The organism is Salinivibrio socompensis S35 (assembly GCF_000513715.1).
In the GTDB taxonomy this organism is placed as follows: domain Bacteria; phylum Pseudomonadota; class Gammaproteobacteria; order Enterobacterales; family Vibrionaceae; genus Salinivibrio; species Salinivibrio socompensis.
Window position 1 is genome coordinate 1 of record NZ_AQOD01000028.1, and the last position, 17,721, is coordinate 17,721.

At 52.1% G+C, this 17,721-nt stretch carries 15 protein-coding genes, 5 pseudogenes and 1 riboswitch; of the genes and pseudogenes, 17 read left to right on the forward strand and 3 right to left on the reverse strand.

Annotation, left to right across the window (positions count from 1 at the left end; genetic code table 11):
- Window positions 1–21: 21 nt before the first annotated feature.
- From crcB to DZ54_RS18975, 8 genes and pseudogenes are all read left to right on the forward strand, one after another.
- Window positions 22–403 (forward strand): annotated as a pseudogene (gene crcB, locus DZ54_RS18960) (fluoride efflux transporter CrcB).
- 57 nt (window positions 404–460) lie between these two features.
- Window positions 461–560: riboswitch (TPP riboswitch) on the forward strand.
- 94 nt (window positions 561–654) lie between these two features.
- Window positions 655–2,630: pseudogene (thiC, locus tag DZ54_RS18965) on the forward strand (phosphomethylpyrimidine synthase ThiC).
- Between the two features lie 19 nt (window positions 2,631–2,649).
- A complete protein-coding gene (thiE, locus tag DZ54_RS0104085) occupies window positions 2,650–3,309 on the forward strand; it encodes a thiamine phosphate synthase (RefSeq protein WP_037353521.1) in 660 nt (219 codons plus the stop codon).
- Window positions 3,293–4,060, forward strand: coding sequence for a HesA/MoeB/ThiF family protein (locus tag DZ54_RS0104090; RefSeq protein ID WP_025673176.1), 768 nt, complete (start codon window positions 3,293–3,295; stop codon window positions 4,058–4,060). The genes thiE and DZ54_RS0104090 overlap by 17 nt, the downstream gene beginning before the upstream one ends.
- A complete protein-coding gene (gene thiS / locus DZ54_RS0104095) occupies window positions 4,044–4,241 on the forward strand; it encodes a sulfur carrier protein ThiS (RefSeq protein WP_025673177.1) in 198 nt (65 codons plus the stop codon). Before DZ54_RS0104090 ends, thiS begins: the two co-directional genes overlap by 17 nt.
- A gap of 2 nt (window positions 4,242–4,243) precedes the next feature.
- Window positions 4,244–5,018, forward strand: a pseudogene (locus tag DZ54_RS18970) (thiazole synthase).
- A complete protein-coding gene (gene thiH, locus DZ54_RS0104105; RefSeq protein WP_025673178.1) occupies window positions 5,015–6,166 on the forward strand; it encodes a 2-iminoacetate synthase ThiH in 1,152 nt (383 codons plus the stop codon). The pseudogene DZ54_RS18970 and the gene thiH overlap by 4 nt, the downstream one beginning before the upstream one ends.
- 13 nt (window positions 6,167–6,179) lie before the next feature.
- On the forward strand, window positions 6,180–6,398 hold the full coding sequence (locus DZ54_RS18975) for a glutaredoxin family protein (protein WP_037353524.1): 219 nt from the start codon (window positions 6,180–6,182) through the stop codon (window positions 6,396–6,398).
- A gap of 80 nt (window positions 6,399–6,478) precedes the next feature.
- Here the strand turns inward: DZ54_RS18975 and DZ54_RS18980 are convergent.
- Window positions 6,479–8,264: pseudogene (locus DZ54_RS18980) on the reverse strand (aminopeptidase P family protein).
- A 63-nt stretch (window positions 8,265–8,327) separates the two neighbouring features.
- Entirely contained in the window at window positions 8,328–9,308 is a 981-nt protein-coding gene (locus DZ54_RS0104120; RefSeq protein ID WP_025673179.1) for a LysR family transcriptional regulator, read from the reverse strand.
- A gap of 98 nt (window positions 9,309–9,406) precedes the next feature.
- On the opposite strand from DZ54_RS0104120, the gene DZ54_RS0104125 reads away from it, so the two are divergent.
- Together DZ54_RS0104125 and tsrA are read left to right on the forward strand one after the other, a co-directional pair.
- Window positions 9,407–10,612, forward strand: coding sequence for a multidrug effflux MFS transporter (locus tag DZ54_RS0104125; protein WP_025673180.1), 1,206 nt, complete (start codon window positions 9,407–9,409; stop codon window positions 10,610–10,612).
- A gap of 206 nt (window positions 10,613–10,818) precedes the next feature.
- Window positions 10,819–11,112 (forward strand): H-NS-like global regulator TsrA, encoded by a 294-nt coding sequence (gene tsrA, locus DZ54_RS0104130; RefSeq protein ID WP_025673181.1) that lies wholly within the window; start codon window positions 10,819–10,821, stop codon window positions 11,110–11,112.
- A gap of 93 nt (window positions 11,113–11,205) precedes the next feature.
- On the opposite strand, the gene DZ54_RS0104135 is transcribed toward tsrA, so the two are convergent.
- Entirely contained in the window at window positions 11,206–12,111 is a 906-nt protein-coding gene (locus DZ54_RS0104135) for a DMT family transporter (RefSeq protein ID WP_025673182.1), read from the reverse strand.
- Between the two features lie 150 nt (window positions 12,112–12,261).
- On the opposite strand from DZ54_RS0104135, the gene rmuC reads away from it, so the two are divergent.
- The 7 genes and pseudogenes from rmuC to DZ54_RS24670 form a co-directional block, all read left to right on the forward strand.
- Complete coding sequence (gene rmuC, locus DZ54_RS0104140; RefSeq protein ID WP_037353527.1) at window positions 12,262–13,779, forward strand: DNA recombination protein RmuC; 1,518 nt, start codon at window positions 12,262–12,264, stop codon at window positions 13,777–13,779.
- Between the two features lie 75 nt (window positions 13,780–13,854).
- Window positions 13,855–14,622 (forward strand): bifunctional demethylmenaquinone methyltransferase/2-methoxy-6-polyprenyl-1,4-benzoquinol methylase UbiE, encoded by a 768-nt coding sequence (gene ubiE, locus DZ54_RS0104145; protein WP_025673184.1) that lies wholly within the window; start codon window positions 13,855–13,857, stop codon window positions 14,620–14,622.
- 9 nt (window positions 14,623–14,631) lie between these two features.
- Window positions 14,632–15,246 carry a ubiquinone biosynthesis accessory factor UbiJ gene (locus tag DZ54_RS0104150; RefSeq protein ID WP_025673185.1) on the forward strand — a complete coding sequence of 205 codons (615 nt, stop codon included), beginning with the start codon at window positions 14,632–14,634 and terminating at the stop codon, window positions 15,244–15,246.
- On the forward strand, window positions 15,243–16,889 hold the full coding sequence (gene ubiB, locus DZ54_RS0104155) for a ubiquinone biosynthesis regulatory protein kinase UbiB (RefSeq protein ID WP_025673186.1): 1,647 nt from the start codon (window positions 15,243–15,245) through the stop codon (window positions 16,887–16,889). Before DZ54_RS0104150 ends, ubiB begins: the two co-directional genes overlap by 4 nt.
- A gap of 53 nt (window positions 16,890–16,942) precedes the next feature.
- Complete coding sequence (tatA, locus tag DZ54_RS0104160) at window positions 16,943–17,188, forward strand: Sec-independent protein translocase subunit TatA (RefSeq protein WP_025673187.1); 246 nt, start codon at window positions 16,943–16,945, stop codon at window positions 17,186–17,188.
- 3 nt (window positions 17,189–17,191) lie between these two features.
- The gene (gene tatB, locus DZ54_RS0104165) at window positions 17,192–17,572 is read left to right on the forward strand and encodes a Sec-independent protein translocase protein TatB (RefSeq protein ID WP_025673188.1); all 381 of its coding nucleotides are present in this window, start codon (window positions 17,192–17,194) and stop codon (window positions 17,570–17,572) included.
- Window positions 17,573–17,611: 39 nt separating this feature from the next.
- Window positions 17,612–17,721 (forward strand): annotated as a pseudogene (locus DZ54_RS24670) (Sec-independent protein translocase subunit TatC); the annotation flags it as partial.

The following is a 17,721-nucleotide window of genomic DNA, read 5'->3' on the forward strand; positions in this document are numbered from 1 at the left end:
ATCGATCGAAAGGAGCACCCAGTGATTAGCATATTATGGGTCGGGCTTGGTGGTGCATTAGGGGCTTCATCGCGCTTTTTAGTCTCAGAGTGGAGCGTAGCCGTACTTGGCCGTGGATTCCCGTACGGGACCTTGATGGTCAATGTGCTGGGCTCATTAGCGATGGGCGTCTTTTTAGCAGCCATGAGCCAAGAATTGATCGCGCCTGTGCCTTGGCGTCAGCTCATTGTCCATTGGTTTTTTAGGCGCCTTTACCACCTTCTCGACTTTCTCTGTGGATACCTTGATGCTGTTCCAGCATGGTGAGACGGTGAAAGCCTTGCTCAACGTTGGGCTGAATCTCGCGTTGTGCCTGGGTGCGGCGGCGATGGGAGCCTGGCTGCTGGGGCGCATCACTGGATAAGTGAAAAACATCCTATTACGTCGCTTGTTGTTGCGGCGGTGATTTCTTATACTGAGGTTGAACTTGTCGGAGTGCCAATTGGCTGAGACCACATAAAGTGGGATCCGTTGAACCTGATCTGGTTAAGACCAGCGAAGGGAACAAGAGATGCTTCAGATCACAGACGTAACCCGTCTGCCATTTTGCTCACATCTCAAATTCAGCGTTTTCCGGCAAGCATTAATTCCCATAATGAACACCGGAGTAATGCTATGTCGACCCGTAAACAGGCCCGTCTTGAGGCCAAATCCTTTATCGATTCCCTCTCTGCCGAAGCGTATCCTAGCTCAGCAAAGACCTATGTAGAAGGAAGCCGCCCGGATCTTCGAGTGGGTATGCGAGAGATTCACCTTTCCCCGACCTTTGTCGGCGGTAGCAAAGAAAACCCACAGTACGAAGAGAACGAATCCATTCGGGTCTATGACACATCAGGACCCTATACCGACCCAGACACCCACATCGATATTTATCAAGGCTTAGCGCCCGTAAGGAAACTCTGGATCGATGAGCGTGCCGATACCGAGTTCCTCGATGCGGTGAGCTCAGACTATGCGCATACTCGCCTCAGTGATGAAACCTTAGATGATCTTCGCTTTAGCGCCTTACCACCTATCCGTCGGGCGAAACCTAACCAATGTGTGACCCAACTTCACTACGCACGCCAGGGTATTATCACCTCAGAGATGAAATTTATCGCTATCCGGGAAACATGGGGCGCCAGCAGTATCGTGAAGAGCAGCTAAATCGCCAGCATCCAGGGGAAAGCTTTGGCGCGCATTTACCATCAAACATCACCCCTGAATTTGTGCGCCAAGAGGTTGCCGAAGGGCGTGCGATTATTCCTGCCAACATTAACCACCCAGAAGCGGAGCCGATGATCATTGGGCGTAACTTTCTAGTGAAAGTGAATGCCAATATTGGTAACTCGGCAGTGAGCTCCTCAATTGAAGAAGAAACTGAAAAATTGGTGTGGGCGACCCGTTGGGGCGCGGATACGGTGATGGATCTGTCGACAGGGCGTAATATTCACGAAACCCGCGAGTGGATTTTGCGCAATAGCCCGGTTCCGATTGGTACCGTCCCTATGTACCAAGCACTGGAAAAAGTTAACGGCGTTGCCGAAGATCTCACCTGGGAAGTGATGCGCGATACCTTGATTGAGCAAGCCGAGCAGGGGGTGGATTACTTCACCATTCATGCTGGGGTGCGTTTGCACTATGTGCCAATGACGGCTAATCGTGTGACCGGTATTGTCTCACGCGGTGGTTCGATTATTGCCAAATGGTGTTTGGCCTATCATCAAGAGAGCTTCCTGTATACCCACTTCCGCGAAATTTGCGAAATTTGTGCCGCTTACGACGTGTCTTTGTCACTGGGCGATGGATTGCGCCCCGGCTCGGTGGCTGACGCTAATGACGAAGCCCAGTTCAGTGAATTACGCACTCTCGGCGAGCTCACCAAGGTGGCATGGGAATACGATGTGCAGGTGATGATTGAAGGCCCCGGCCATGTGCCCATGCACATGATCAAAGAGAACATGGATGAGCAGCTTACTCATTGTCATGAAGCGCCTTTCTATACTTTAGGCCCGCTGACTACCGATATTGCGCCCGGGTATGACCACATTACCTCCGGTATTGGTGCGGCGATGATTGGTTGGTTTGGGTGCGCCATGCTGTGCTATGTCACCCCCAAAGAACATTTGGGCTTGCCGAACAAAGAAGATGTCAAAACGGGCATGATCACTTACAAGCTTTGCGCGCATGCTGCGGATCTAGCCAAAGGACATCCGGGCGCGCAGGTACGTGATAACGCGATTTCCAAAGCGCGCTTTGAATTCCGCTGGGAAGATCAGTTCAACCTCGCGCTTGACCCCTTTACGGCACGCGCTTATCACGACGAAACCCTGCCCCAAGAATCAGGCAAGGTCGCGCATTTTTGCTCGATGTGTGGGCCGAAGTTCTGCTCCATGAAAATCAGCCAAGAAGTGCGGGACTACGCCAAAGAAAACGGTTATGCCGCCGCGGGTCAAGCGATTGATGTCACCATGCTGGAAGACCCATTAGCGGGCATGCAGCAAAAATCGCAAGAGTTTCGTGACAAGGGCAGTGAGCTCTACCTTCAAAAATCCCATCATCAGCCACAACAAGGCACTGAGGTGCAAGATAGCGATAAGGTGGAATCATGAGCTGACCCCGTTTGCGCCTATGTCAGACGGCATAGGCCCATTATATCCGGTGGTCGACGACGTGGATTTGCTGGAGCGCCTACTCCGCCTGGGTGTTAAAACCGTGCAGCTGCGCGTCAAGCAAGCGGAGCACCCACAGTTGGCTTACTGGGTGCAGCGTGCGGTGGCGTTAGGCAATGTGCACCACGCGCAGGTGTTTATCAACGACCATTGGCAGCTCGCGCTTGAGGCAGGCGCCTATGGCGTCCATCTGGGGCAACAAGACTTACAAGAGGCGGACCTTGACCGGCTTGCTCGGCAAAGAGTGCGCCTCGGCGTGTCGACACGCAGCCCTGAACAGCTCGCCGCAGCGGTTGATCTTTCGCCAAGCTATATTGCTATCGGCCATATTTTTCCCACCACCACCAAACAACTCGCCGAGCCGCCGCAAGGGGCATCGGCGTTGGCAGAGCAGGTTGCCGCGCTGAATGGACGCTTCCCGACCGTGGCGATTGGCGGTATTGATCTTGACCGTGCCCCCGAAGTCTGGCGCACCGGCGTGGATGCCATTGCGGTGGTGCGTGCCGTGACACAAGCGCCCGATTTAGCCGCGCGCATAGAGGCATTTAACCAATGTCTTAGTGAGCCGACTTATCGACAATCTGATCAACAAGGAGGGCGTGATGCTATCGGACAATGAATACCTGCGCTACAGCCGGCAAATCATGCTGCCAGAAGTCGGTGAGAGCGGACAGCAGGCGCTTAAAAATGCGCGTGTGTTGATGGTCGGTGCCGGTGGGCTGGGAACTACCGCTGGCCTCTACCTCGCAGGTGCTGGCGTGGGACAGTTAGCGATTGCTGATTCGGACCACATTGAGCTATCTAATTTGGCGCGTCAGGTGGCGTATCGGGACGCGCAAATCGGCACTGATAAAGCCGCAGCGCTAGCCGCTAACTTGGGCGCGCTGAACCCAGACTGCCAGTGCCGCGCGATCAATGCCTATCTGGAAGGTGAGCGGCTGGCGTTAGAAGTGGCGATGGCGGATGTGGTTCTCGATTGCAGTGATAATCTAGCCACCCGCCATGCGGTTAACCAAGCCTGTGTACAGGCTAGCACGCCGTTGGTGAGCGCGGCCGCGATCGGTTGGCAAGGCCAGTTATTGGTTTATCAGCCGGATAGCGCGTGTTATGCGTGTGCCTTTGCGGATGTGACGCTTTCTGAACCCACGCGCTGTGCAGAAGCCGGGGTAATGGGGCCGGTAGTCGGCATGATGGCCACCGCGCAAGCGCTGGAAGGAATAAAGCTGTTATTAGGGCAGGCGGTCGGGACCAATCGCTTGTCACGGTTTGATGGACAAACTATGACATGGCAGCACTTTTCGCTGTCGGTGCATCCGCACTGTGCGGTTTGTCAGCCAAAGCGGGAGGTAAGTGATGCAGTTAATCATTAATGACACGCCCACAGAGGTGAATGCCACGACCGTCGCACAATTGATTGAGGAGATGAAGGTGCCGACCGAGTCGGTCGCCGTCGCGCTGAATCAGACCATTATTGCGCGTGATGCTTGGTCATCCACGTCACTCACTGCTGGCGATAGCTTGGCGGTCTTTCAAGCGATTGCCGGAGGATAATTATGCTTACTATTGCGGATACGACGTTTTCATCTCGGCTGTTAACCGGCACCGGCAAGTTTGCCAGTCGCGAGACTATGGCCGAATCGCTAGCAGCCAGCGGCACTGAACTGGTCACCATGGCGCTAAAGCGAGTGGATGTTCATGCTGTGCAAGACGATATTTTAACCCCGCTGCGCGAGCTAGGTGTGCGCCTGTTGCCCAATACATCGGGCGCTAAAAATGCGCAAGAAGCGGTGTTTGCCGCGCGTCTTGCCCGAGAAGCATTGGGAACGCGCTGGGTGAAGTTGGAAATTCACCCCGACCCTAAATACTTAATGCCTGACCCGATTGAGACCCTTCAAGCGGCGAAAACCCTTGTGGATGAGGGTTTTGTGGTGCTGCCATATTGTCATGCCGATCCTGTGCTGTGTAAGCGTTTGGAAGAGGTGGGGTGCGCGGCGGTGATGCCCCTTGGTTCACCGATTGGTTCCAACCAAGGACTGGCCTCAATGGCGTTTCTCGACATCATTATCGAGCAAGCCCGAGTGCCGGTGATTATTGATGCTGGGATAGCGCGCCGTCAGATGCGGCGCTAGCATGGAGCGCGGTGCCGATGCGGTGTTGGTCAATACCGCGATTGCCACAGCAGGCGATCCAATTGCCATGGGCGTGGCGTTTAAACAAGCGGTTGAGGGGGGAAGAGGTGCGTACCTGGCTGGACTCGCAGGCACGCAACATCACGCCCACGCGTCCAGTCCGTTAACCGCGTTTCTCGAGACCGAGGAGGCGTCATGAGCTTTTCTGAGCGGTGGGCGGCACTCGATTGGGATCATCTTCGCCTGTCGATTTACAGCAAAACGCGTGTTGATGTGGAGCGGGCGCTGGCCAATCCCTCGCGCAATTTGGACGACTTCGCCGCCCTTATCAGCCCAGCCGCTGAAGCCTACCTTGAGGCCATGGCTCAGCAATCTGCGGCGCTGACGCGGCAGCGGTTTGGCTACACCATGGGGTTTTATATTCCGCTGTATCTCTCCAATTTGTGCGCCAACGTGTGTACCTATTGCGGTTTTTCGATGGAAAACCGAATCAAACGGCGCACGCTGGATGAAGCCGAGATCGCTGCCGAGTGTGAAGCGATAAAAAAAATGGGCTTTGACAGTGTGCTCTTGGTGACCGGTGAGCATGAGACCAAGGTAGGGCTTGATTATTTTCTCCGCGCCTTACCGGTGGTGAAGCGATACTTTCATCATGTGGCGATGGAGGTTCAGCCGCTGGATATCGAGGCCTATCGCGCCTTGGTGGCAAAGGGGGTGGATGCGGTGATGGTGTATCAAGAAACCTACCACGCTCCAACCTATGGGGAACACCACAAGCGCGGGAATAAAGCCGACTTTCACTATCGACTGCAAACCCCAGACAGATTGGCGCAAGCAGGGGTCGATAAAATCGGCCTTGGCGCATTAATTGGCCTTGAGGACTGGCGTACCGATAGCTTTTTTACTGCCCAGCACCTTGATTACCTAGAAAAGCGCTACTGGCAAAGTCGTTATTCGATTTCCTTTCCACGCTTACGCCCTTGCGCGGGCACCTTGCAGCCGAAATCGGTGATGACCGACAAGCAGCTGGTTCAGCTGATTTGCGCCTACCGATTGTGGAATCCGCAGGTGGAACTGTCGCTGTCGACGCGAGAGTCACCCCACTTTCGCGACAATGTGTTACCGCTTGGGGTCACGAGCTTATCCGCGGCGTCAAAAACCCAACCGGGCGGTTATGCCAACCCTGAGCCACAACTGGAGCAGTTTGCCATCAGTGATGAGCGCAGTGCGGCAGAGGTGGCCACCAGCGTTCGTGCCCTCGGTTTTGAGGTGGTATGGAAAGATTGGGATAACATCTACGATATCGCGCGTCAGGCGCAAATGGCTTCACAAACGGCAGCGGGTTAGCGACAATGCGGGCATGAAACGTATTACTGTATATGTGGGCCCGCGCTGTCCGCACTGTGAGGCGGCCAAAGCTTACTTGGATAAAAAAGGGCTACGTTATCGTGTTGTCGATACGGCTACGCCCAAAGGCAAGAAGCTGCTGGCGGCAACAGGCTCGCGGGGTGTCCCAGTGATTTGCATTGGCAATACCACCTTGCGCGGTTTTTCGCCCAAAGCGGTTGAGAAAGCCTGAAAGGGGAATAAAAAAGCGTCCAACTGGACGCTTTTCATCTTTTCACACCCGCATCTTTTCACACTCGGATAAGACGCGGCTTAACGGCTTAGCGGCGCGGTCGCTTGTTTTAACCAAGCCTGGTCTTGATCATCTAAATGGGGGCTAACTTCATCCCACACGGTTTGATGATAGCGATTCCACCACTGGATCTCCGCCTCGCTGAGTAAGCTGACATCGACCAAACGACGATCGATCGGCGCACGCGTGAGTGAAGCAAACCCGAGCATCGTCATGTCGCCCTCAGTGGGCTTTTCTTCAATCAATTCGAGGTTTTCAATCCGGATCCCAAACGCCTCGGCGCGATAGTAGCCCGGCTCGTTTGACACCACCATGCCCGGCAATAGCGCGACGCTGTTGGGCGCTTTAGAAATGCGCTGCGGACCTTCGTGCACGTCCAAGAAATGCCCCACACCGTGACCGGTGCCATGGTCAAAATCATAGCCGTGTTGCCACAAATATTGGCGCGCTAAGGCATCAAGCTGGCTGCCTGATGTCCCTTTCGGGAACAGCGCGGTAGCCAGCGCGATATGTCCTTTAAGCACCAGCGTAAAGGCCTTTTTGACCTCAGCGCTGCACTCGCCCACCGGCACGGTACGGGTAATGTCGGTGGTGCCGTCATAGTATTGGCCGCCTGAGTCGACCAAGTAGACGTTATTGCTTTCAATCACGCTCGGCTTGGGCTGATTGTTGTGGTTATAGTGACACATGGCGGCATTGCCACCGGCGGCGGAAATGGTATCAAAGCTTAAGTCGACCAGCTGATCATCTTGTTGGCGGAATTGATACAGGGTGTCTGCGAGCACGGCTTCATCAGGCGTTCACCTGCGTCGACTTGACGGTCAAACCAGGCCAAAAAGCGAGTCACGGCAACCCCATCGCGCACGTGACAGGCTTGCATGCCGGCGATTTCTTGCGGGTTCTTGGCCGCCTTTTCAAGCGCACACGGGTCTTGCGCTTCCACGACGGTGACTTGCGCTTGTTGGAGAGTGTCCAGTGTCCACGCATTGGCACCGTTTGGGTCGACCAATACACGTTGACCATGCAGCGCTTGCAGGGCATCAACCATGCTGTCTGGGTGCGCGACGCTCACGCCTTGGCCTACGTGAGCAGCAAAGCCTTCGGGCAGACGGGCGGGGTCGATAAACACCGTCACATCACCGGATTGCTTGATGATTGCTTGGGTCAGCACCACGGGCAAACGTGGGATATCGCGGCCACGGATATTGAGTAGCCAACACACAGCATCTGGTTGAGTGAGTACCGCGGCATCAAGATTCTGATCGGCCAGCAGTTGGCCAATAGTTTGACGTTTGTCCAAGCTGGCGCGTCCGGTTTTCTCTTCACCCAGTAAAATGGCGGGGCTATTAAGCGGGGCGGGGCGATCGTCCCACAAGCTTTCAATTGGGTTTTGTTCAACGCTCACCAGCGCCAAAGCCCCATCCAGAGCACGTTGCGTGCATTTGTACCACGCAGCGCTATGCATGCGAGCATCGATAGCAAGCTTGGCCCCTTTTGGTAATTGTTGCTGGGCCCATTGCACCGGTGCTCATCAATTAGATGGCAGTAGTCAAACAGGCCTGCAGGCACTTGTTTACGGACTTGAACCACATAGCGGCCATCAACAAAAATCGCCGCCTTGTCGCGGGTGATTACGGCAGCCCCTGCGGAGCCGGTAAATCCAGTAGCCCAATGGAGGCGCTCGTTGTGCTCAGGCACATACTCGCCGAGGTATTCGTCTTCATGGGGGATGAGTAGGGCGTCATAGTCGTGTTGAGCCAGCCAGTGTCTGAGCTGTTCAATACGCTTGGTAAGAGTCGCGTCCATTATTCTTCCTTCTTTGTATTAGGTGAACTCGCCATGTTCGGCCACGCGTGAAAAGCCAGTGGGTTAGACCCTAGCGCGATGGGCGATAGGCTGCAATTTCGCCGGACTAAACTGCTGACAGCGCGAGATGATTAAATCTTTCAGCCATTGATGCCCTGGGTCATTTTCTTGATTTTGATGCCAAAACAAGGTGTATGCCATCGGTGGGATTGGCGTCGGTAACGGCCGCACCACCAAATTGAGCGACGCGGCAATATAATGCGCAAACTGGCTTGGTGAGGTAAACACCAGGTCGGTATAGGTACACAGGCTCGCCGCACTGTTAAAATCTGGCACGTACATGGCAATGTCACGCTCAATATTACGCTCTGCCAGTTTATAGTCCAACAGCCAACGATCATTTCCATCACATTTCACCTGTACATGTCGCAGTCCAAGGTAACGCGCCTCATCCCACGGCCCCTTGAGCGCAGGATGATCAGCGCGCATCAGCACACACTGATGATCTTGACAAAGTTCTTGGTAGCGCACGCCCTTTGGCGGCATAAGCGTCAGCATGGCATCAGCGGGATTTAAATCTTTGCCGGTAATACCAAAGTCGATATTGCCACGGGCGAGACCATCAAAAGTGGTTTGATCCCAAGCCGCGGTATTGAGAGTGATCGATGGGGCGGCTTCTAACATGTCGCCAATAAATTGGGGCAACAGTAATGGGTAGGCACTTTCGACGAGGGCAAAGCGAAAACAGCGGTCACTCAAGTGTGGCTGAAAATGGTCGGGCTCGGTCATCGCCGCGATATCATTGAGCAAAGCGCGTAATTTAGGTTGCAAGGTTTGCGCGCGGACCGTGGGTTTTAGGCCGTGGGCTGCTCGAGTAAAAAGCGGATCGTTAAATTGCTCTCTTAGCCGGGCCAGATTTTTACTCACCGCAGATTGGCTTAAATGCAGGCGTTTAGCGGTGCCGGTGACATTGCACTCTTCCAAAAGCACAAGTAAGCACACTAATAAATTGAGATCGGTGCGTTGCAGCTGGCTTAAATCCATACTAACTATTCTCCATAGGAATAACTGCTTTTACTATAAACCATTATGGTTCATATCCTGAAGCCACTATACTGCGTGCCTGTATAGAGGAGTAACTAATGACGCACGCTGATTCACCGACATCAAATCGCTTACTGGTCGCCTTGATGGTGTTACTGGTGCTGTTTAGCCCGATGGCGATTGATATTTACCTACCTGCACTATCACATATGGCGGGTGACTTTAATGTGAGTCCCACCTTGGCTCAAGATACGGTGACCTGGTTTATGTTTAGCTTAGGTCTCGGTCAGCTGTTTGCGGGGCCGTTAGCCGATCGCTTTGGTCGTAAACCTGTGGCGGTTATTGGTATTTCCCTTTATGGCCTTAGCTCTTTGATGGCATGGTTAGCAACCTCTATGGATATGATGTTGGTGGCACGTCTGCTGCAAGGCTTTGGCGCGTGCGCAACTTCCGTTTGTGCCTTTGCTGCCGTCCGAGATCGCTTTGGTGCCGAACGAAGCGGGCATATGATTAGCTACCTAAATGGTGCTATTTGTTTTGTCCCGGCCTTAGCTCCGCTTTTAGGCAGCTGGTTAACTCAAATTTTTGACTGGCGAGCCAATTTTACTTTTATGCTTGGTTATGCCGTACTCGGATTAGTGCTGGTTATTGTCTTTTTACCTGAGACGCGGCCCTCTCATACGGACACGTCGGGGCGTCTATTCAGCTTACGCCGCTATTGGCAGGTACTTCGCGTACCGACCTTTACTTACCACATTACCCTTTGCATGCTCGCGATGGCGGTGATCCTCGCTTACGTGACGTCTGCACCTGTACTGCTAATGGACAGGTATGGCATCTCAATGAATAGCTTCACCTTTTGGTTTGGCGCTAACGCAGCATTAAATATTGCCGCGGCGATGCTGGGGCCGCGCTATATGCAAAAATTTGGTAGCCGCCGAGCATTGAATATTGGCTTGATGATGCTGGTGGGATCGGGCGGATTGATGTTGGCGCTCAGTCCCATTGCTGCACCTTGGGCCTTTATGTTGCCGATTTTCACCTCTTCATTCGGGTTTGCCTGGGTATTGGGCGCGTCAGCCGGGGCGGCGTTGGCTCCATTTTCTGATCGCGCGGGTACAGCGGCAGCATTGCTGGGTTTATTCCAAATGAGTGGCGCGGGGCTATTAGTCAGCTTAACCCAGCGTCTGGGCTTGTCAGCTAGTGACTTGATGACGGTGCATATGTGGTTATTAGTCCCTGGGCTGATTATTTTATGGTCACCGAAAGGAAAACAATGGCATGCCAAAGCGGTAAAAAGCTAAATAATCAATAAAACAACGTATCAGTTGGCAAACAATAATAAGACGTGAAAAACGCAGGGGTCTCGACAACCCATCATCCCTTTTCGCTGGCCTCGGCCAGCGTTTTTTTATTTTGCTAAACGTGCGTGGTTCAGAGTATATTTACTAAGCAAATCGAATTAACGCTCATTCCTTTTCGTTTTATATCCAAAGGTCAGTTATACACTATGTCATTATCGACAATCGAAATGGCGCGCGTCCTTGAGCAACTTGAGGAATCGCCGGAAAAAATCATGTTTGGTAAATTATTGGCAGAGTTAGGCAGCCAAAGTGAAGAGCGTGTCCGTAGCGCCGCCCATCAAGTGCCGCTCAAATATTTACGCGAGCTGGTTTATCAATTTAATCAGGTGATTGAAGATCGTCGTGCTGAACGCATCGAAGAAATTACCCAAGGCTTGGAACAAGACGGCTTATCGGCTGACGAGCTATATCAATATATGATCCAGCGTAAAATACGTTAATGCTGATTGGCGCCGTGCAACGGGCGTCGTGCAACGGGCGCCGTGCAACGGGCGCCGGTCTCCGTCGACGGCATTGGCGCCCACATAAACGGATTACGCGCTAGCGGTAGATTTTTTATGCTTTTTGGGGGATCGTTGTTGAATCAGTAACCCAACCACAATAAAGCTCAGCCCGACGAGTGTACTAATATGGATGGTCTCGCCAATAATGGTGGCCAGTAACACCAAAGAGATAAAGGGCGAAATAAAAATCAGATTACTGATCCGAGAGGTGTTCTGGGTATATTTCATCGCGCTTAGCCACAGCATAAAGGTTATCCCCATTTCGAACAGCCCCACGTAACTGACTGCTAGCCATCCTTGCCAAGGGATCCCTTGCCATGAGCTGGTTAATCCGGCTAATAGTAAAGACAGGGGCAATGACAGAATAAAACAGAGTAAAATGCCGAGTACAGGATCCGCAGGGTTTTTGGTATTAAGGACCCAAAAGCCTGCCCACAGTAAGGTTGAGAGCAACGCCAAGCCAATGCCAAGCGGGCTATCGAACTGTAGCGATAAAAGCTGGCCCTTCGTAGCGATCACCACCACGCCAAAATAGCCCAATGCCGCCGCAATCCAATCTTGGCGACGAATGGTTTGCCCTAAAAACAATGCTGCCATTAATGTGAGCGTGATGGCCCAGCTGTAATTTAAAGGCTGCGCCAAGGAGGCCGGTAGCAGATCGTAGGCTTTGAACAGCACCAAGTAGTAAATGAACGGGTTAATCATCCCTAACAAACAATAATAACCGGGTCGACGCCGAAAGGTTGGCCACAGCGCGTGAAGCTTTCCTTGCACAGCGGCAATAACGGTTAAAATCACCACTGACACCACGCTGGCCGCGGCTAACATTTGAATCGGTGTCATATAGCTCAAAGTGATTTTGAATGCGGTTGCTACCGTTGACCAGAGCAGCACAGCCGATAAAGCAAAGATCAGTGCCTTGCGCTCGTTATCCATATTGCTTCCTTGCCGTGGTGCCTGTGATTCCAGGCAGTCTACGCCATTGCGACTGACCGAGATAGACTGGACATCTATCCAGTATCCCATTAGCCTTTGCTGACACCAATGACCGCACAATAGAGAACGTTTTATGCTTGATGGCTTGTCATTCTCCGCTTTACCTATTCTCACCTTTTTTTTGGCGCMGTCAGTGCCCTTGGACTCGGTTATGGCCTACACCGACGTGTTGTTGCTCAATACCAGCAATGGTATGAAACGCAATATACGCAGCAACAAACCAGTGCTGACATGCAACAACAACAATTGCAGCAGCAACTCGAGCAACAGCAGCACGAGTTAGATGGCTTGGATGTCGAGCGCGATCGTTTGACCCAAGAGTTACGCCAGTATTATGGCAAATTAACGTCTGCAAGCGAGAAGCTGCGTCAATTGGAGCAACTGCGTCAGCACAATCACGATTTAAGCGATAAATTAGATACCGTACGTGAGGAAAAATCTGAACTGTTGGCCGAGCTTCGAGAAGTCAAAGCCAGTGCAGAGCAGCAGTTAAATGCAGCAAAGGAAAAACACGCGCTGCTAGAAAATGCCGAGGAGCGATTACGCACCCAGTTTGAACAACTTGCTAATCAGGTGTTTGAGCAAAAAGTTCAGTCCGTGGATGAGCAAAATAAAATGAGCTTAGAAAACTTGCTTGGACCACTGAAATCGCAGTTGGAAGGATTTAAGAAGCAAGTCACCGATAGTTTTGGTGAACAAGCAAAAGAGCGGCATACCCTGATTCATGAAATCAAAAATCTCCAGCAACTCAATGCGGATATGACTCAAGAGGCACACAACCTCACGCAGGCCTTGAAAGGCGATAATAAGCAGCAGGGCAACTGGGGCGAGGTGGTATTGGCGCGCATCTTAGAAGAGTCAGGCTTGCGAGAAGGGCGTGAGTATCAAACCCAAGTCAGCTTTGAAAATGAGCAAGGTAAGCGCTATCAGCCCGACGTGGTGGTGAAACTGCCGCAAGAAAAAGATGTGGTGGTTGATGCCAAAATGGCCTTGGTCGCGTATGAACGCTATTACAACGCGGAGACATTGGTTGAGCAAGATGCCGCGCTGAAAGAACACGTTCAGGCGATTCGTCAGCATATTCGTGGGTTAGGCCGGAAAGATTATCATCAGCTCCATGGTGTGCGCTCACTGGACTACGTACTGATGTTTATTCCCGTGGAGCCAGCGTTTCAGGTTGCCGTTGAAGCAGATGCGAGCCTGATTCGGGATGCGATGGATAACAATATTATGTTGGTCAGTCCGACCACTTTATTAGTGGCCCTTCGTACTATTAATAACTTATGGCGCTATGAGTATCAAAATCAAAACGCCAAACAGATCGCTGAAAAGGCGAGTAAGCTGTACGACAAGGTGCGATTATTTGTCAACGACATGGAAGCGTTAGGCAGTGCGCTGGGCAAAGCCAGTGACAGCTATCAAGGTGCGCTGAATAAACTCAGCCAGGGGCGCGGCAATATTCTGCGCCAAGCGGAGAGCTTTAAAGCGCTAGGGGTTGAGGTTAAACGAGATATTAGCCCGGCGTTAGCCAGTGTTGCCACGGAGCCCGGATCGGGAGAATCGGCCAATGTTGAGCAAACCGATCCTGGCACCACACAGCAAGAATGACAATAAACTGGGTCGCGTGCTTGGAGTCGGGATGGGCGATAAAGTAAACTGGGGCCAATACGTTAGGGGAATACAATGACAGAGAAAGATTCGCACCAAGACCAAGAAACGATTGATTTTGGCTACCAACAAGTTAAGCGCCAAGAAAAAGAAAGCCTTGTGGCTAATGTGTTTGATTCGGTCGCGGCCAAATACGATTTGATGAACGATGTGATGTCGATGGGCATTCATCGAATATGGAAGCGCTTCACCATTGATTGCAGTGGTGTACGCCCAGGACAAAAAGTGTTGGATTTAGCCGGTGGTACCGGGGATTTGACCGCCAAGTTTTCACGCATCGTGGGTGAGCAAGGCGAGGTTGTCCTCGCGGATATCAATAACTCGATGCTTAAAGTGGGTCGTGACAAATTGCGCGATAAGGGCATTGTCGGCAACGTGAATTATGTGCAGGCCAATGCTGAGGCGCTACCGTTCCCTGACGATCACTTTGACTGCATTACCATTGCGTTTGGGCTTCGCAATGTCACCGATAAAGATGCCGCCTTGCGTTCGATGTTTCGTGTGCTCAAACCGGGAGGACGCCTACTGGTGTTAGAGTTTTCTAAGCCGGTGGCCAAGCCATTGTCGAAAGTGTATGACGCGTATTCGTTCCATATTTTACCTAAGATGGGACAGCTGATTGTCAATGATCCCGATAGCTATCGTTATCTTGCCGAATCAATTCGCATGCACCCTGATCAAGAAACTTTGAAAGGCATGATGGAACACGCCGGCTTTGAACAAACCAGCTATTACAATCTCACCGGTGGCATTGTCGCGCTGCACCGTGGGTATAAATTCTAAGGAGCCGGTATGGCGTTTGACTCTCTCTTGTGTGCAGGGCTAGAAACCGCATTAAATGGTGTGATTAATAAAGATACCGATAGCCAACGTCGTCTTGCGCGACTAAAAGGGCGCACCATTGGTGTCACGCTGCAAGAGTTTAATCGGCAGTGGATTTTTGTCTTTGGCCAGCAGATTGACGTATTGAGCCATTACGAAGGTGAGCTAGATTGTGCGTTATCCCTCTCGCTGTCTGCGCTGCCGCAATTGCAGCAAAAAGCCAACCTTACCGCGTTAATCAAAGCGGATAAATTGATGCTCGATGGTGATATGGATGTCGCTCAGCAGTTCTCGCAACTGCTCAGTGGGATCCAATTTGATGTTGCCGAATGGCTGTCACCTTATACCGGGGATGTGGTTGCCCATACCCTCGTTAGCCATGCTCAGCAGCGTTGGCTGCAGTTACAGCAACTGACACAGCGTCAACAGCGCTATGCAGGAGAGGTGATCACCGAAGAGTGGCGTCTCGCGCCGGGGCCATTAGAAGTGGCGGCATACAGTGATCAAGTGGACGAACTGCGCAGTGATGCGGCGCGGTTGGAAGCCAAGGTTAAGCAGTTAGTTGAACGGATGGAGTCCGCATGACACTCAGTGAGATTCGTCGCCTGTATTTTATTATTCGCACCTTATTGTTGTACGGCATTGATGCCCTGCTGCCCAGGCAGCCGTTGACGCGGTTAGCCCATCTTGGACGTCAGTCGCTATTTTGGCTTAAAAACCAACACCCAGACAAACCGGTGGGCGAGCGTTTGCGCTTAGCCATGCAAAGCTTGGGGCCAGTATGGGTCAAGTTCGGGCAAATGATGTCGACGCGTCGCGATCTTTTTCCCGCGCATATCGCCAATCAGCTCGCCCAGTTGCAAGACAAAGTGGCCCCGTTTGATGGCCATAAAGCAAAAACCCAAATTGAAGCGTCACTGGGTGGGCCGTTGGAAACCTGGTTCAGTGATTTTGAGCCCAACCCATTAGCCTCCGCATCCATCGCTCAAGTCCATACTGCGACCTTAAAAGAAAATGGTCGCGAAGTGGTCATTAAGGTGATCCGTCCCGATATCTTGCCGGTCATTCAGGCCGACTTGCGCCTGATGTATCGAGTGGCACGGCTGGTGGCGCGTTTTCTCCCTGATGCGCGCCGTTTAAAGCCGGTAGAAGTGATCCGCGAATATGAAAAAACCTTGCTTGATGAACTGGATTTGATGCGCGAAGCGGCGAATACCATTCAACTGCGTCGTAATTTTGAAAACGACCAAGCCTTGTATGTGCCCGAAGTGTTTAGTGACTATTGTCGCAAAGACGTGATGGTGTCTGAACGTATCTACGGCATTCAAGTGTCAGATATCGACGCACTTGAGGCGAACGGTACAGACATGAAGCTGCTTGCGGAGCGTGGCGTTGAAGTGTTTTTCACTCAGGTATTCCGCGATAGCTTTTTCCATGCGGATATGCACCCAGGCAACGTATTTGTGTCGTATGAACACCCGCACGACCCGCAGTGGATTGGGCTGGATTGCGGTATTGTTGGCACCTTAAACCGTGATGATAAGCGTTATCTGGCGGAAAACTTTATTGCCTTTTTTAATCGCGACTACCGCAAAGTAGCCGAGCTGCATGTCGATTCAGGCTGGGTGCCGCATGACACCGATGTGGATGATTTCGAATTTGCCATTCGTACCGTGTGCGAGCCGATTTTCGAAAAGCCGCTGTGTGAAATTTCGTTCGGTAACGTGTTATTAAACCTCTTCAACACGGCACGCCGCTTTAATATGGAAGTGCAACCACAGCTGGTCTTACTGCAAAAAACATTGCTGTATATTGAAGGGCTAGGACGTCAGCTCTATCCGCAGCTAGACTTATGGACCACCGCGAAGCCTTTTTTAGAGTCGTGGATGAAACAGCAAGTCGGACCGCAAGCGGTATGGGCGGCGGTCAAAGAAAAAGCACCGTTTTGGGCCGAAAAACTGCCAGAAATTCCTGAGCTGATTTACGACGGCTTACGCCAGGGGCGACAAGTTAATCAGCGGTTAGACACCTATTATCAAGGCTATTTGCAGACTAAGAGGCGCCATTCACGTGCCACTTATCTGTTGGGTATTGGCGCCACCTTATTACTGACCGCGACCATCTTGTATGCCAATCGGATCGATACACTGCCGGGCATTGCGGCATCAGGAGCGGTCATCTTCTGGTTGTGGGGGTGGCGACTTTGTAATAAAACCTGTAATAAATAGCAGTTACACTGCGGCGCACATAAGATTAATCAAACGGAGTAAAGGGAACCGGTATGGGTGGAATTAGTATTTGGCAGCTGCTGATCATTGCCGTCATCGTAGTGTTATTGTTTGGCACCAAAAAGTTACGCAACATGGGCGGTGATTTGGGCTCGGCAGTAAAAGGCTTTAAAAAAGCGATGCATGACGACGAGGAAAAGCGCGGTGACAAAGATGCTGACTTTGAATCACCGTCGCTTGATGAGCGTGCTGAAGCGTCGAAAAGCGAAAAAACGCAAAAAGACAAAGAGCAGGTATAAGCCGTGTTTGATATTGGTTTCTGGGAACTGGTGCTGATCGGCGTGATTGGCTTGGTGGTATTGGGCCCAGAACGACTGCCCGTTGCGATACGTAATGTGTCACGTTGGGTGGGCGCGGCCAAGCGCATGGCAGGGTCGGTCCGGGATGAGCTGGAGCAAGAGCTCAAGATCAAAGAGCTGCAAGACAATTTGCACAAAGCTGAGCAAGCTGGGATGAAAGATCTCTCCCCGGAGCTGCAAGAATCGGTAGAGACATTGCGACAGCGAGCCGCCGATGTACAGCATCCTTATGCGTCTTCCTCGACCGCTTCAGCGCGTAACACCGATGACCCGGACACGGCCACCAACACCAACACGTCGTCCACCTCGTTGACCGATAAGTGATAAAGAGCGACGCCTTATGTCCTTGATGAACAAGCCACTATGTCTTCTGTAAACGATTCTCAGCCACTCATCAGTCATCTGATGGAGCTCCGTAACCGCCTGCTTCGTGCCATCGTTGCCATTTTATTGGTCTTTGCTGGGTTAGTGTA

Bases quoted from the DNA above. Each gene is read 5' to 3' on its own strand.
- thiE (WP_037353521.1), top strand. From the start codon at position 2,650: ATGTCAGACGGCATAGGCCCATTATATCCGGTGGTCGACGACGTGGAT.
- DZ54_RS0104090 (WP_025673176.1), top strand. From the start codon at position 3,293: ATGCTATCGGACAATGAATACCTGCGCTACAGCCGGCAAATCATGCTG.
- thiS (WP_025673177.1), top strand. From the start codon at position 4,044: ATGCAGTTAATCATTAATGACACGCCCACAGAGGTGAATGCCACGACC.
- thiH (WP_025673178.1), top strand. From the start codon at position 5,015: ATGAGCTTTTCTGAGCGGTGGGCGGCACTCGATTGGGATCATCTTCGC.
- DZ54_RS18975 (WP_037353524.1), top strand. From the start codon at position 6,180: ATGAAACGTATTACTGTATATGTGGGCCCGCGCTGTCCGCACTGTGAG.
- DZ54_RS0104120 (WP_025673179.1), bottom strand. From the start codon at position 9,308: ATGGATTTAAGCCAGCTGCAACGCACCGATCTCAATTTATTAGTGTGC.
- DZ54_RS0104125 (WP_025673180.1), top strand. From the start codon at position 9,407: ATGACGCACGCTGATTCACCGACATCAAATCGCTTACTGGTCGCCTTG.
- tsrA (WP_025673181.1), top strand. From the start codon at position 10,819: ATGTCATTATCGACAATCGAAATGGCGCGCGTCCTTGAGCAACTTGAG.
- DZ54_RS0104135 (WP_025673182.1), bottom strand. From the start codon at position 12,111: ATGGATAACGAGCGCAAGGCACTGATCTTTGCTTTATCGGCTGTGCTG.
- ubiE (WP_025673184.1), top strand. From the start codon at position 13,855: ATGACAGAGAAAGATTCGCACCAAGACCAAGAAACGATTGATTTTGGC.
- DZ54_RS0104150 (WP_025673185.1), top strand. From the start codon at position 14,632: ATGGCGTTTGACTCTCTCTTGTGTGCAGGGCTAGAAACCGCATTAAAT.
- ubiB (WP_025673186.1), top strand. From the start codon at position 15,243: ATGACACTCAGTGAGATTCGTCGCCTGTATTTTATTATTCGCACCTTA.
- tatA (WP_025673187.1), top strand. From the start codon at position 16,943: ATGGGTGGAATTAGTATTTGGCAGCTGCTGATCATTGCCGTCATCGTA.